The organism is Isoptericola sp. F-RaC21 (assembly GCF_038593535.1).
GTDB lineage: Bacteria > Actinomycetota > Actinomycetes > Actinomycetales > Cellulomonadaceae > Isoptericola.
Genome location: NZ_JBCFYX010000004.1, coordinates 287207 through 299937, shown reverse-complemented (window position 1 = coordinate 299937; position 12731 = coordinate 287207). Strand labels below are relative to the sequence as shown.

The 12731-nt window shown below is 72.8% G+C and carries 14 protein-coding genes; 2 read left to right on the top strand and 12 right to left on the bottom strand.

The genetic code is table 11. The features are described from left to right. The first annotated feature begins 30 nt into the window (after positions 1-30). Entirely contained in the window at positions 31-1092 is a 1062-nt protein-coding gene (locus AAG589_RS16215) for a pirin family protein (protein WP_430568308.1), read from the top strand. Between the two features lie 22 nt (positions 1093-1114). On the opposite strand, the gene AAG589_RS16210 is transcribed toward AAG589_RS16215, so the two are convergent. Beyond that, positions 1115-2494: a hypothetical protein gene (locus tag AAG589_RS16210; RefSeq protein WP_430568307.1), complete on the bottom strand. Its 1380-nt coding sequence runs from the start codon at positions 2492-2494 to the stop codon at positions 1115-1117. A gap of 118 nt (positions 2495-2612) precedes the next feature. Next, positions 2613-3083, bottom strand: a complete 471-nt coding sequence (locus AAG589_RS16205; RefSeq protein WP_430568306.1) for a nitroreductase family deazaflavin-dependent oxidoreductase — start codon at positions 3081-3083, stop codon at positions 2613-2615. Between the two features lie 70 nt (positions 3084-3153). Between AAG589_RS16205 and AAG589_RS16200 the strand changes: the two genes are divergently transcribed. After that, complete coding sequence (locus AAG589_RS16200; protein WP_430568305.1) at positions 3154-3891, top strand: class I SAM-dependent methyltransferase; 738 nt, start codon at positions 3154-3156, stop codon at positions 3889-3891. Here AAG589_RS16200 and AAG589_RS16195 read toward each other — a convergent pair. The 10 genes from AAG589_RS16195 to AAG589_RS16150 all read right to left on the bottom strand — a co-directional run bounded on the left by AAG589_RS16195 (position 3853) and on the right by AAG589_RS16150 (position 12197). Further along, positions 3853-4353 (bottom strand): GtrA family protein, encoded by a 501-nt coding sequence (locus AAG589_RS16195; protein ID WP_430568304.1) that lies wholly within the window; start codon positions 4351-4353, stop codon positions 3853-3855. The two genes, AAG589_RS16200 and AAG589_RS16195, sit on opposite strands and share 39 nt — an antisense overlap. Before the next feature lie 13 nt (positions 4354-4366). Beyond that, positions 4367-5890 (bottom strand): hypothetical protein, encoded by a 1524-nt coding sequence (locus AAG589_RS16190; RefSeq protein WP_430568303.1) that lies wholly within the window; start codon positions 5888-5890, stop codon positions 4367-4369. Beyond that, a complete protein-coding gene (locus AAG589_RS16185) occupies positions 5887-6423 on the bottom strand; it encodes a hypothetical protein (protein ID WP_430568302.1) in 537 nt (178 codons plus the stop codon). Before AAG589_RS16185 ends, AAG589_RS16190 begins: the two co-directional genes overlap by 4 nt. Next, on the bottom strand, positions 6420-7373 hold the full coding sequence (locus AAG589_RS16180) for an NAD-dependent epimerase/dehydratase family protein (RefSeq protein ID WP_430568301.1): 954 nt from the start codon (positions 7371-7373) through the stop codon (positions 6420-6422). Before AAG589_RS16180 ends, AAG589_RS16185 begins: the two co-directional genes overlap by 4 nt. Next, the gene (locus AAG589_RS16175; RefSeq protein WP_430568300.1) at positions 7363-8379 is read right to left on the bottom strand and encodes a glycosyltransferase family 2 protein; all 1017 of its coding nucleotides are present in this window, start codon (positions 8377-8379) and stop codon (positions 7363-7365) included. The genes AAG589_RS16180 and AAG589_RS16175 overlap by 11 nt, the downstream gene beginning before the upstream one ends. A gap of 484 nt (positions 8380-8863) precedes the next feature. Continuing rightward, entirely contained in the window at positions 8864-9736 is an 873-nt protein-coding gene (locus AAG589_RS16170; protein ID WP_430568299.1) for a hypothetical protein, read from the bottom strand. Positions 9737-9864: 128 nt separating this feature from the next. After that, positions 9865-10395 carry a hypothetical protein gene (locus AAG589_RS16165; RefSeq protein ID WP_430568298.1) on the bottom strand — a complete coding sequence of 177 codons (531 nt, stop codon included), beginning with the start codon at positions 10393-10395 and terminating at the stop codon, positions 9865-9867. Between the two features lie 31 nt (positions 10396-10426). Further along, the gene (locus AAG589_RS16160) at positions 10427-10786 is read right to left on the bottom strand and encodes a hypothetical protein (protein WP_430568297.1); all 360 of its coding nucleotides are present in this window, start codon (positions 10784-10786) and stop codon (positions 10427-10429) included. Further along, positions 10783-11589, bottom strand: coding sequence for a hypothetical protein (locus tag AAG589_RS16155; protein WP_430568296.1), 807 nt, complete (start codon positions 11587-11589; stop codon positions 10783-10785). The genes AAG589_RS16160 and AAG589_RS16155 overlap by 4 nt, the downstream gene beginning before the upstream one ends. After that, the gene (locus AAG589_RS16150) at positions 11586-12197 is read right to left on the bottom strand and encodes a hypothetical protein (RefSeq protein WP_430568295.1); all 612 of its coding nucleotides are present in this window, start codon (positions 12195-12197) and stop codon (positions 11586-11588) included. Before AAG589_RS16150 ends, AAG589_RS16155 begins: the two co-directional genes overlap by 4 nt. Positions 12198-12731 lie beyond the last annotated feature (534 nt).

The following is a 12731-nucleotide window of genomic DNA, read 5'->3' as shown; positions in this document are numbered from 1 at the left end:
CCGGCCCGGCGCACGGCCTACCCTCGCCCCATGAGCAACCTCGAGACGCGGCCCGCCGAGCGCACCTGCTCCGCGGGCGACCGGCCGGCCGGCGTCGAGCTGCTGACCGCGCGGGACGTCCCGCTGGGCGGCCCCCGCGCGATGACCGTGCGCCGCACCATCCCGCAGCGGCAGCGCTCGCTCGTCGGCGCCTGGTGCTTCTGCGACCACTACGGTCCGGACGACGTCTCGCCCTCGGGCGGCAGGCCGGAGGGGATGCAGGTGCCGCCGCACCCGCACACCGGGCTGCAGACCGTGTCCTGGCTGTTCGCGGGGGAGATCCTGCACCGCGACTCGGTGGGCTCGCTGCAGGCGGTGCGGCCCGGCGAGCTCAACCTCATGACCGCGGGGGTCGGCATCTCCCACTCGGAGGAGTCGCCCGCCCAGGGGCGCCCGCCGGTGCTGCACGGCGTCCAGCTGTGGACGGTGCTGCCGGAGGCCGACCGGCAGGCCGAGCCCCACTTCGAGCACCACGGCGACCTGCCCGTCGCGACGCCGGACGGTGGGCGCGTGCAGGTGTTCATGGGCGAGCTCGGCGTGGTCGGGGCGAACGGCGTCGAGAGCGAGCGGCTCGTGTCGCCCGCCCGCACCTACACGCCGCTCGTCGGCGCCCAGCTGGACCTGCCGGCGGGCGGCCGCGTCACGCTGGAGACCGACCCGACGTTCGAGCACGCCCTGCTCGTCGACGCCGGCGACGCGACCCTCGAGGGCGAGGCCGTGCCGCCGGCCGAGCTCGGCTACGTCGCCCCGGGGCGCGACCGGCTCGTCGTGACGGCGGGCGCGTCGCCCGTGCGCGCCGTCCTGCTCGGGGGCGAGCCGTTCACCGAGGACGTCGTCATGTGGTGGAACTTCGTGGGCGGCACGCACGACGACGTCGCGCGGGCGCGCGCCGACTGGATGGCGCAGGTGGCCGACGCCGGCGAGGGCACCCCGACCCGGTACGCCGACGGCGCCGCGGGGCGCCGCTTCGGCGAGGTGCACGGCTACGCGTCCGGCCCGCTGCGCGCGCCGGTGCTGCCCGACGTGCGGCTGCGCCCGCGCACCCGCCGCTGACCGCGCGACGTCTGGACCGACGTCAGGGCCGGGGGAACGTCACCCGCACGGTGGCGACGCCGTCGGCCGCGGAGCGCACGGTGATCCGCATCGCGCCCGAGCGCGTCGTGAACGACGAGCCCTTGCGCAGGTTCGAGTGCCGCGCGGACTCCTTGCCCATGGGCACGATCAGGTGCTCGCCGGGGTACGCCCACGTCGAGCCCTGCCGCCCCAGCCTGCTGACCGTGACCCCGTACGCGACCGTGTAGTCCCGCGCGGCGCGCCACGGGATGCCGCCGAGGGAGGGGTAGCGCGTGCCCGACGGGCGACGGAACTCCACGTAGTAGTACTGCCCGGTCCGGGGGTCGACGGCGCGCAGCAGCGTGGGGCGGCTGGTGCTCCGGGTCCGGGCGTCGAGCTTCACGGTGCGGGCGCCGCCCTTCTTCGTGACGGTCACGACGTCGGACGCCGGGAGCACGCCGAGGCGCTTCTTCTGCGCGCCGGACAGCGGCGTGGTGCCGACGGCGGCGAAGTCGGCCCCCATGAGGTCCATCGGGTCGAGCCCCTCGACCGCGCCGCAGCGCGACGACGTGAACGTGCGGTCCGGGACGCTCCCGGTGCACCAGCCCACGCCCGAGTGCTCCAGGCCCATGTTGTGCCCGAGCTCGTGCGCCAGCGTGGCCACCGCCGTCGCGTACTGCGCGTGGCTGAAGCGCGAGCTGCGGGTCTCCCCGTTCGGGCCCCCGAACAGCGAGAACGTCCAGCCGCCGGGGTTGTCGCGCCCCGCCGTGCGCGGCATGGAGCCGAGGCCCAGCGTGCCGCCGCAGGTGTCCGTCTCCCGCGGCCCGCCGGGGTAGTCGCCGCGCAGGTACGGGAACAGGACCACGAGGTGCTCGCGCTTGCCCGGCCCGCGAGTCTTCGAGGTCATCCAGTCGGCGCCGTAGTGGGCTCGGCCGCCGCGCTTCACCTGCTTGAGGATGCGGTTCGTCGTCGTGCACGAGCCGTCGCCCGTGTCGACGCGCTCGATGTCCGAGGCGCGCACGAACCGGATCCTGCCGCCCGACTGCTTCGACCAGTACGCCGACACCTTGGCGAGCAGCGCGTCGACGTCGGCGTCGCGCACCAGCTGCGCCGCGCGGTTCTTCGACATCCAGTGCGGCGTCGCGACCGCGACGTCGACCCGGTGCACGCGGCGGTCCGTCTGGGCGCGGACGGCGGTGCGCGAGAGGTCCGGCCCCGGGACGGCGGACTGCCACCGCACGGTGTCGTCGAGAGCAGGGTCGCGCACGGGGGCGGGGGCGGTGACGGAGGCGGCGACAGGGGCGGCAGCGGCAGGCGCCGCCGGGACGCCGACGGCCGCGAGCGGCTCCGCGAGCAGTGCCGCGGCGACGAGGGCGGCGACGGTGACGGCGCGAGCTCGCATGGTTCCCCCTGGGCTCCGGACGTGCCGCGCCAGGAGGGCGCGATCGGGTGCGAGCAGCGTAGGCATGCGGCCCGTGCGATGCCCTCTGGTCGGCGGGTGAAATCGTCGCCCGGGGCGCTCAGGAGAGGCGCAGCTCGACCACCGGCACCACGCGCAGCCAGTCGGGCTCGCCCTGCTCGCGGGCGAGGGGCTCGGCCCACTCGGCGAGCACCGGGCCGAGCGTCGCCCACGGGCCGGGGTGCGCGGCGGTGTACGCGCGCAGGACCGCGGCACCCTCGTCCGGGTCCAGCACGACGGCCCGGGACCGGACGTCGCGCTGCGTGCCGATCGACACCAGCACGCGCGGGTCGGCCCGCACGTTGCGGAACCACTGCGACCGCGGCCCCAGTCCGGCGACCACGACGGCGCGGTCCGGCGCCGGCCGCGCGACCACCTCGAGCACGACGTACCGCCGCTGCCCGCTGCTGCGGCCGCGGTGCTGCATCATGAGCAGCCGCCCGCCCGCGAGGAAGCCGAGGCCCGCTCGGAACAGGCCGATCGGGGCGCGGACGAACCACCGGGTGTGCAGCATCCGGGACGCGAGGCTCATGCCCTGGACGGTACAGATCGGTCGGGGCGTCCACCCGGCCGAACGGGCCCGGGACGGTACGTTCGGTCCTGTGAAACCGTCGGCGAACGGTGGGTCCGCGTCCCTCGACCGCTCGGACTACTGGTGGTACCGCACCCGCGGGCAGCTGCTCCGCACGGTGCTCGGCCCGTATGCGCACGGCGCGGCCGACGTCCTGGACGTGGGGAGCGCGGACGGCCCCAGTGTCGGCTGGCTGCGGGGGCGGCGTCACCACGTCACCCTGGACATCGACGCGCGGGGCCTCACGCCCGGCTCGGGGGTGTGCGGGTCGGCGGCGTCGCTCCCCTTCGCGGACGGGGTGTTCGACGTCGTCGGCGCCTTCGACGTCGTCGAGCACTGCGACCCCGAGGACGTCGTCCTGGCCGAGGTCCGCCGGGTCCTGCGCCCCGGCGGGTGCTTCCTCATGACCGTGCCCGCCTACCAGTGGCTCTGGAGCGACTTCGACGTCCAGAACGGGCACGTCCGGCGCTACACGCGCGGGCGCGCCGTGGCGGCGATGGAGGGCGCGGGCTTCGAGGTCCTCCGCGCGACCTACGCGTTCGCCTCGACGTTCCCGGCCTTCGTCGTCGAACGGCTCGCGCGGCGCGCCCGCGGCCTGGTGCGGCCGGGCGACGGGCGCGCCGCCGACGTCGTCCGGCTGCCGAGGTCGCTCCCCGTCGTGGACCGGGTCCTCACCGCGCTCGGCACCGTCGACGACCGGGTCCTGGCGCGACGCGACCTGCCGTTCGGGTCATCGGTCGTGGTCGCCGCCCGCAGGCCCCCGACCTGATCCCGGGGCCTGCTCGCGCGCGGGGGCGTCGGAGGGGCGTCGGAACGAGAAGTACAGGTGGCCGAAGTAGCTGGCCGTCACCGTCAGGGCCAGGGCGAGCACCTGGGCCGGGAGCACCGGGAGGTGCACGAGCTCGACGAAGACCGGCAGGAGCGCGGCGTTGACCGCGAGCGCGCTGAGCTGCACGCCCACGAACCGGACGAGGTCGAGCCAGACGCCGCCCCGCACCTTGAACACGAAGCGGCGGTGCAGGGTGAAGCCGACCGCGATCCCCACGGCGTAGGCCAGCACCAGGGCGCCGAGATACCCGATCACGTCCCCCAGGAAGCGCTCGAACAGCGCGAACGCCACCAGCCCGACCAGCGTGTTGATCGCACCGACGGCGAGGAAGAGGGACTCGCGCCGGCGCAGGAACGCCAGGATCCTTCCTCGTCGGGCCGGCTCGGGCACGGGCTGCGTCATGGCTGTCCCCGCGTCAGCCGGCGACGAGGAACAGGCCGCCGACCACGACGACCCAGCCGGCGGCGAGGGCGACCTGGACCCAGCGGAGGGCGGTGCTCGACCTCGAGGGGTCGGCCGGTGCCAGCAGGCCGGCGATCGCGATCCCGAGCAGCGGGACGAAGACCGGCCAGTACCGCCCGCTGGAGACGTGGACGAACGGCTGGGACATGAGGAGCGCGAGCAGGCCGGAGGCCGTGATCACCATGACCTGGGCGTCGGTCCGCACGCGTCGCGCGGCCACGATCGCGACCGCGGCGATGCCGAGGGCGACGAGGTAGACCCAGCGGGTCACGGCGATGTTGAGCCGGTCCGGGGCCGCCTCGGGGGTCTTGTCCGCCCCCTCCGTCTCGGGGCGGAACACGTGGTCGTACGAGGCGGGCGAGAGGGCGTACCGCGAGAAGTTGTCGAGCACCCCGGCGGCATAGTCCGCCGGCGTGACGTCGCGCAGCGCGTAGTCGCGCATCTGCCGCCGGACCTCCAGGGGGTTCTCGCCGGTCTGCGCGCCCACCGCGCGCGCGTAGCGGGCCATGGTCGTCCAGATGTTCCCCTCGGGGCAGGGGCCGAAGCAGAGCTCGTCGCGGTCGCCGAAGGCGTAGGCGACGGACAGGGACATCGTGGTGGTCGTCGTGACCCGTTCGCCGAAGGTGCGGCTCATCAGCGCCGACCACGGCGCCAGCAGCGCCACCACGACCGCGACCGCCACGGCGGACGCCGCCAGGGAGCGGGCGAGCGCCCGGCCGCGCGCCCGGAGGAGGACCACCACGACCAGCAGGACGAGGACCGCGACCACCAGCGGGAGCGTGCTGGAGCGCAGGTACAGCGCGACGACGAGGGCGAGCCCGAGCAGGGCCGCGTCACGGAAGCGGACCGTGCCGTCGGCGTCGAGGCGGCGCCACATGACGACGAGCAGCGGGACCGTCGCGAGGATCACCAGACCGGCCCAGGCGTCGCCCCACCCGCTGAAGCCGAACAGCACCCACATCGGGATGAGCCCCGGCACCACGAGCAGCACCGCCGCCGTGCGGAGCCCGAGCGTCCTGGCGACGACGGCGACGACGGCGAGGAAGACCGTCGTCGACAGGATGCCGAGGTAGGTGCGGACGGCGGCGTCGCCGGCCGTGGGATCTACCAGGAACACCGGCGCGATCAGCAGGGACATGCCCGGCATGAACCAGCCGTTGCCGACGAGGCGGGCCTGGAGCTCGTCCGTCGGGAGCTCGCCGCCCTGCAGCAGGGCGCGGGCGGAGTCCGCGAGGACGCGCGCACCGGTGGCGTACGAGACCTCGTCGCCCTCGAGCGCGGCGGGCAGCGCCTTGTGCGCCATGACGACCCGCAGCGCCAGGTTCAGCAGCACCAGGACGCCGACGACGACCAGGGGCAGGACGGGACGGCGCCGCCGCGGCTCGGGCGGAGGCGATGCCGGACCCCGGTCGCCCCCGGTGCCGGGTGCGGACGGGCTCGCGGCGGCGGGGACCCGGTCGGAGCCGATGCCGGTCACGACGTCCCCGCCATCACGGTGGCGTCCTCGGCCGGGGGATCGACCCGCTCGATCGGCGTGCAGTGCGCCGTCTTCCGGGGGCGGGCGGCGTCCCGCGGGAGGTCCAGCCGGAAGGTGCCCTGCACCAGGGTCTCGGGCGTGGCGCCGTCGAGCGGGGTCACGTCGAACGCCACCCCGCCGTACCCGGGGGCCTCGAAGCGGTGCCAGCCCGACTCGGGGCTCAGCTCGGTGAAGCCTCCGTCGACCAGGCTGTCGGTGAGGCTTGCCGTGAAGGCGTCCGGGCTCAGTCTGTCCCACTGGACCAGCAGCACCCAGCGGTCTCCCACGACGTACTGGCGCATGACCTGGTGGCCGACGTCGACGGTGACGTCGTCGGGCAGCGGCCAGCACGGCCCGTCGAGCGGCGGGACGAGCGCCCGGGGACCCTGGTAGCCCGCCGACAGGTCGACGCACGACGACGTCGCGACGACCCCGGCCACCGCGGCGGCCAGCACGCCGGCGCGGCGGAGCGTGCGACGCCCGCCGCGCGTCATCGAGGGCCGCCCGGGCGGCGCAACGACCGGGCGACGTCCGCGAACGTGGCCCCGATCCCGGTCGCGAGGGTGGTGCTGGCGAGCCGGTCGACCTCGGGCCACAGGGTCGACCTGAAGCGGAGGTCCCGGGCCTGGAACGGCGTGCTCGAGGACGTGCCCAGCACGATGGGTGCGCGACGCTTGGTGATGCGGGAGAGCTCGCCGACGATCGTCGCGAGGGTCACCGCGGCCTGCGAGGCGAGGATCTTCACGACGGCGGCGCCCGGCCCCGCGTCGGAGAGCCGGTCCATCCCGGCCAGCACCATGCGCGCGGCGTCGCGCACGTAGACGTAGTCCCGGGCGGTGTCGAGCGACACGTAGATCAGCAGGGGAGAACGCTGGACCTCGGCGCGGCAGAGCTGCGTGATCAGGCCCTGCGGCTTGGCCAGGTTCTGACCCGGCCCGTAGAGGTTGGCGATCCGCCCGATCAGCACCGAGGCGCCGCGGGCCGTCAGGCGTCGCACCGCCGACTCCGAGGCGAGCTTCGCCGTGCCGTAGGGCGACAGCGGCGACGTCGCCGTGCCCTCGGTGAAGGGCGGGTCGCTCGAGCCGGCGTAGACCCCGCCGGCGGACGAGGCCAGGAAGGCGCGGACCGTCGTCCCGGGATGTCGGTCGCACGCGGCGTCCAGCTCGTCGACGACGGCGTCGAGGACGGACACCTCGCGGTCGAGGGCGTCCTGGCCGGTCGCGACGACGCCGGCGCCGGCGGCCCAGAGGAGGTCGACGCCGTCGAACGTCGCCAGCAGGCGCTCCGCGTCGTGGGCGAGGACCGACACGGCGGCGTCGGGGTCGTGCCAGGGCACCTTGCTCGCGTGGACGGCGCGTCCTGCCGTCGTGGCACAGGCCACGAGCTGCCCGCCCAGCAGGCCTCCGCCGCCGACGACCCAGGTCACCCGCCCGTCACGTGCCACGGCCGCTCCTGCCGAGCGGCCCCGCCTGGGGGTCGCTCATGATGAGGTACGGGGGCTTGCCCATCGCCATGTTGACCGCGACACCGATGTACTCGGCGACGATGCCGAGGGCGTACAGGATGATGCCCGAGCACAGCAGGACGATGACGACGGTCGAGGTCCACCCCTCGGGGACGTTGCCGCCCGCGAGCCGGTCGACGGCCAGCACCACGGCGAGGGCGAGGCCGAAGGTGGCGAAGGTCGCGCCGATCAGGCTGACGACCCGCAGCCCGCGGGTGCCGCTCGTCATGACCATCCGCCAGAAGTGGGAGACGAGGGTGCGCACGGAGTAGCCGGACACGCGGGCGCCCTCCGAGCGCATCGACACCGGGCACGTCGTCACCCAGTCGGCGACCCAGCTCAGCGCCACGTCGAGATAGACCCCCTGGCCCGCGTAGGCCGCCACGCTTCGCCCGACCTCGCCGAGCACGAGGCGGAAGCTGTGGAACTTCGTCGCGTCGGCGTCGCCGCCCGAGAGCATGTTGATGAGCAGCTTGGCGGCCCGTGAGGTCGTGTTGCGGAACACGGTGTGCGGGGTCGCGTTGCGGGGCGACGCGTACACGAGCGCCGAGCGCTCCCGCAGCGCCGTGTCGAGCAGGTCTCCGATGGCGGCCGGGTCGTGCTGCCCGTCCTCGTCCATCGTCACGACCCAGTCGCCCGAGGAGCTCGCGACGCCGGCGATGGTCGCGGCGTGCTGCCCGAAGTTGCGGCTGAGCCAGACCGGCCGGACCCAGGGGTGCGCCGCCGCGAGGTCGCGCATCACTCGCGCGGAGTCGTCCGGACCGCAGTCGTTGACGAGGATCACCTCGGTCACGCGGTACGGGTGCCCGGCCGGGGAGCGCTGCGGCTCGGTGAGGGGGGAGAGCTCGTCGACGAGCCCGGGAAGATGACGTTCGCCCCGGTACACAGGAACGATGACCGAGAGCGTGTGCTCCTGGTCGGTGCCTGTCCGGGTGGCATCCCCCATGAGCGATCACTCTAGGGCGCGGGGGTGCGGGAGGCGAGGGCTCGCGCCGTTCGTCGGCGTCGAGGGACCTCGTGGTGGAGCGGGTGACGGGAATCGAACCCGCGCTGTCAGCTTGGGAATCTCGTCGGACGCTGAATCTGACGATTGAATGACCAGCGCAAATATCGCGCTGACCAGCGTCAATAATAGCGGACTCGCCGGTCCTCGTCGGTCCTGGTCGGTCGCTGACGGTCCTGGTCGGCCGAACTTAGGTCACGTTAGGTCACGCCGCGAGGGCACAGGCGCCACACGTTCGCACGCGCGACCAGGGCTCTTGACCTACCCGAGCTCGCAGACGTGGGGCGCCCTGTCGCGTCCGGGTCGGGATGGTGGCTAGATGGACCGCGGGTCGTTCCCGTCCCAGTCCGTGCCCGCACAGGGACAGGGCGGGAGCGGCCTGCGAACCGCGCTTCCGTGCAGCGACACTTACGTGCTGTTGGCGTGTCTAGGTGGCAGTTTCGGTTGGAAGGTTTGCGACCAAGACGATTGATCGTGCGCTCGGTGCTGGGTGCAGAAGGTCGTGACCGTGAGCTTCTACCTCACGTCGGACCTTCTCAATAGCTTCGCGCCGATTCTGCACGGCACCGAATTCCCACGTGCGCGGTGAGGAGTTTGCGAATGTCGATGTTCTCGACGTCGGGCCCGTGGCAGCTAATGCCTTGGGCATTTCGGCAAGGACATTGTAGAGCGCGGTCTCATAATCGAACAGATCAATATGCTTATCGCGAAAGAAGAGGACACCCATGTCGGGCGCAAATTGGCGCAACGGAACGTGCCGGAGTGTGGAACCTTTCGCGTCCACATCGTCGCCGTGATGATCTGCAAATCGCCCACCCACTACCACCCCGAAATCGCTAACGGATGCCACGTTGCCGGCAGCGACCAACTCGTCGATCCGCTCATCGATATGTTCAATGGAATCTCGAACCTGGCGAATTGTTATCAATGGGGAGTCGCTGGCGACGTCCAGAAGTGTGCGCAATTCAAGAGCGCGCAGTTCGCCAGCCTCCTTGCGGGCTAGCTGAGCGTCTCTCTGCACCTTGCTCGCCTTCCTGGGTGGGCTCGGGATCTTGGGGTCGAACATTCTTGCGAGAATGATTCCAGCAAACAATGCACCTTGAAGATGGGACCACACTTCGCTCTCGTCGAATTTATCGCGGTGGGACCAGAATTCGACGTTGGGTGGTGTTCCCTCCATGCTCCAGATGTTCAGCAAATGGCGGAGTCCAATGCGTGCCTGTTCAGAGATCACATCGAGATAGAATGGCCATGGTGGCGAGTTGTTGCTAGCGCCGGAGGCGTCGGCAATGGATGTCATTGGAAGTATGATGCGTCGTTGCCCATTGGATTCTTGCATGGCTCGGCTCCCCGCGACCGGTCGGTGGGTGTTGCTGGACACCCAGCGTGGTGCCTAAAACCGCCCGCAGCCAGGCGCGGATTGGGAATTCACCCGTTCTTCCGGGGTGAGCCATCGACGATTGGGGGGATGGCCTGATCGGCGAAGAGAGCTTCTTGAACTGGCGGAATGGCGGGTTTTCGCAGCTCTCGGCCAGACTGCCAGGCGCGGTCGACGCGCGCGTGACACGACGCGCATCGCGGTTCGTAACAGTCGACGTCGAGCGAGTAGGCGGCGGGGCCGAAATACCGCGGCTCGACGAGCTCGGCGGGGTCGGTGTGGTCGTAGGAACAGTGGGCCGCGGGCCGTCCGCAGTCGACGCACAGGTGAGCGCGGGCCGGCCCGCGCTCACGCTTGACGCGCCAGTGAGCGTCGGCGTAGGTGACGACGGGTTTCCTGCTGTGCTCCCACCGGTCCCCGCATGTCAGGGTGCGGCCGGTGGTCAGCCCGTCCCGGTAGAGCTCGACGACGCGCCCGCAGTCGCACCAGCACAGCGCGGTGCGCCCGCCGGGGGTCGCGGGGTCGTCGAGCACGACGACGGCGCCGAACCGCTGCCCGGTGAGATTTCGGCGGCGTCGCATCGTGCAGCGGTCGCGGGTTGTGGGCCGGCGGTCAGCGTCGGTGCAGGATGCCGGCGCTGACGTGCTCGCCGGGGTACACCACGAGCGGGATGCCGTTGTTCTGTGGGATGACGACGGGCTCGGGGGCGGCGGGCTCGGGGCGGTCGGGCAGCCCGAGCAGCGACCGGGCACGCTCGGGGCTCATGCCGGCCGCGAGAGCTTGCGCGAACGTCTGCACCCGCCGGTGCTCGGCCGCGAGCTGGTCGACGGCGCCGGCGGTGCTCGCGCCGGCCGCGGCTACGTCGTCGATCCGTCCGCCGAGCGCGCCCGCGAGCATCCGGCGGTCGTGCTCGTCTCGGTCGTCGTGGGTGACGGTGTGGGCGGTCGGCCACGGGGTGTATCCGGTGCTCATGAGCTCTTCCCTTCGAGGGTCCGCAGGTGGTCGGCGACGAGCTCGCGCCGGGGCCGGCCGTCGACGGTCTCGGCGTCGAGCAAGATCCGTTCGGCGTGCGCGCGGCACAGCGTGCACAGCCGGGCACGGGCCGCGACGGGGCCCGGGGCAGCGACGGGCAGGAGCTCGATTTCGTCGAGCTGGCCGCAGCTCGGGCATGTGTGCTCGCGCGTCCAGCGCTCGACTTCCGCCTGCCGGTGCGCCTCGCGCTCGGCGTCGGCGACCCGGCGTCGCCGGGCACGCTCGGCGAGCTCTAGGCGCTCACCGTGCATCCATTCGGCGAACCCGTCGGGGCCGGTGACGTGCTCGTGCACGGTGAACGTGAATTGCGACGTGTCGGTGCCGATCACGAGCCCGCGCGGCACGGCCTCGCCGTCGTCTGGCGCCGGGCCGTTCTGGTGAACCATGACAGCCGCGCTCACGAGCTTTCGGTACAGGCGTGCGTCGTAATCCTCCGCCCGTAGGCGTGCCGCTTCCTCCCCGGTCACCGCCCCGTGATCGCGGGCCCACTCGACCATGCGCCGCCACCCGAACGTGTGAACCCGGGTCGCGCCCGAGCGCCAGTAGGCGTCACGCTCGGCCGTCGGCGGGCTCGCCGCGGCGTAGTCGTCGCGCAGCTCGGGCGGGACGTGGAACGGGTCGGCGAGGTCGTCGGTCCAGTCGCGGTGCGGGTAGTGCGCGGGCGGGAACGTTGCGCCGTCGTGGTCGCCGGGCGGGTCGTCGACGCCGGGCACGGTGAGCAGGGCGGGATGGGTCGCGGTCATGGGTCGTTTCGTCCTTCCGGTGCAGCGTTCAAGCGCAGTGGAGCGAGGCGCCGTGCCTGCCGTTGCCGGTAGAGCTCGGCACGAGCCCGAGCGAGCCGGAACCGTTCGACGAGCTCGGCACGCTCGGCCGGCGGCCCCGGCTGGTGTTCGAGCACGGCGCGTAGGGCCAGGGTCGGCGGGTCATGGAGAGGCGGCAGAAGCGCCGCCAGCGCGTCGCCCCCTGTCGACGAAAGCCGGCCTGCGCCGTTGAGCTCGTCGAGCACGTCAGCCGCCGGGACGAACCACCGTCCCCCGTACTGACGTGCCGACGGCCACCACCCGTTGCGCATCCGCCACCGCACGGTGCGGGGCGGGGTGCTGGTGTGTTCTGCCACGTCAGCACTCGACCACCAGGCGCCGTCGGCCGGCAACGGATGATTACCGCCAGCGGCAACACGGGCGAGCCGTTCGGCGTAGTCGAGGACCGCGCGCACGTCGGCCGCGAGATGCTCCCGATGCCGCCAACGCTCGCCGACGAGCTGGTCGACGAGCCACTCGACGACGGCGACGTGTAGGTGTGCCGCGGCCAGCTCTGGGAGCTCGACGAGCCCGTCACCGGCCGTCACCACACCACCACCCCTGTACCCGGGTTGACGACGAACCGCGCGCCGTCGTCGAGCTCGGGCCACCGGCCCGAACGGCTCGAGATGCGACGGCGTGAGCGCGCCGGCCTCGTCGCCTGGCGCCGTCCGGCGGGACGGCCGCGACGAGCCGGCACCGGCCGGCGCCGCCGGAAGCGCGACGAGCGCGCGGCCCGCTCGTTGAGCCGGCGAGCTGCCCCCGGTTTTGGTGAGCCCGGGTCGTGCCAGGTCGCGCTCGGGTCCGCCAGCCAATCCTGACAAAACTGGCGTGATTCTTCGGTTTTGTTGAGGCTTCCGGGAAAAACGAGAGAGCCGCAGGGTTGGCGTAGCCAACCCGCGCCCCCCAAAGAATCGGGGTCGCGGTCTCGCGCGCGCCGATCACGATTCACGCTCCGACGACGGCGGTTCGCTCTCGCGCTCCGCGCCGAGCTCGTCGTCGAGCTCGACGACGGCGGGCCGGCGAGCTGGTCGGCCGCGCGAGCTGGCCGCGCGCTCGTCGCGCGCTCGGGTCTCGGCAGCTCC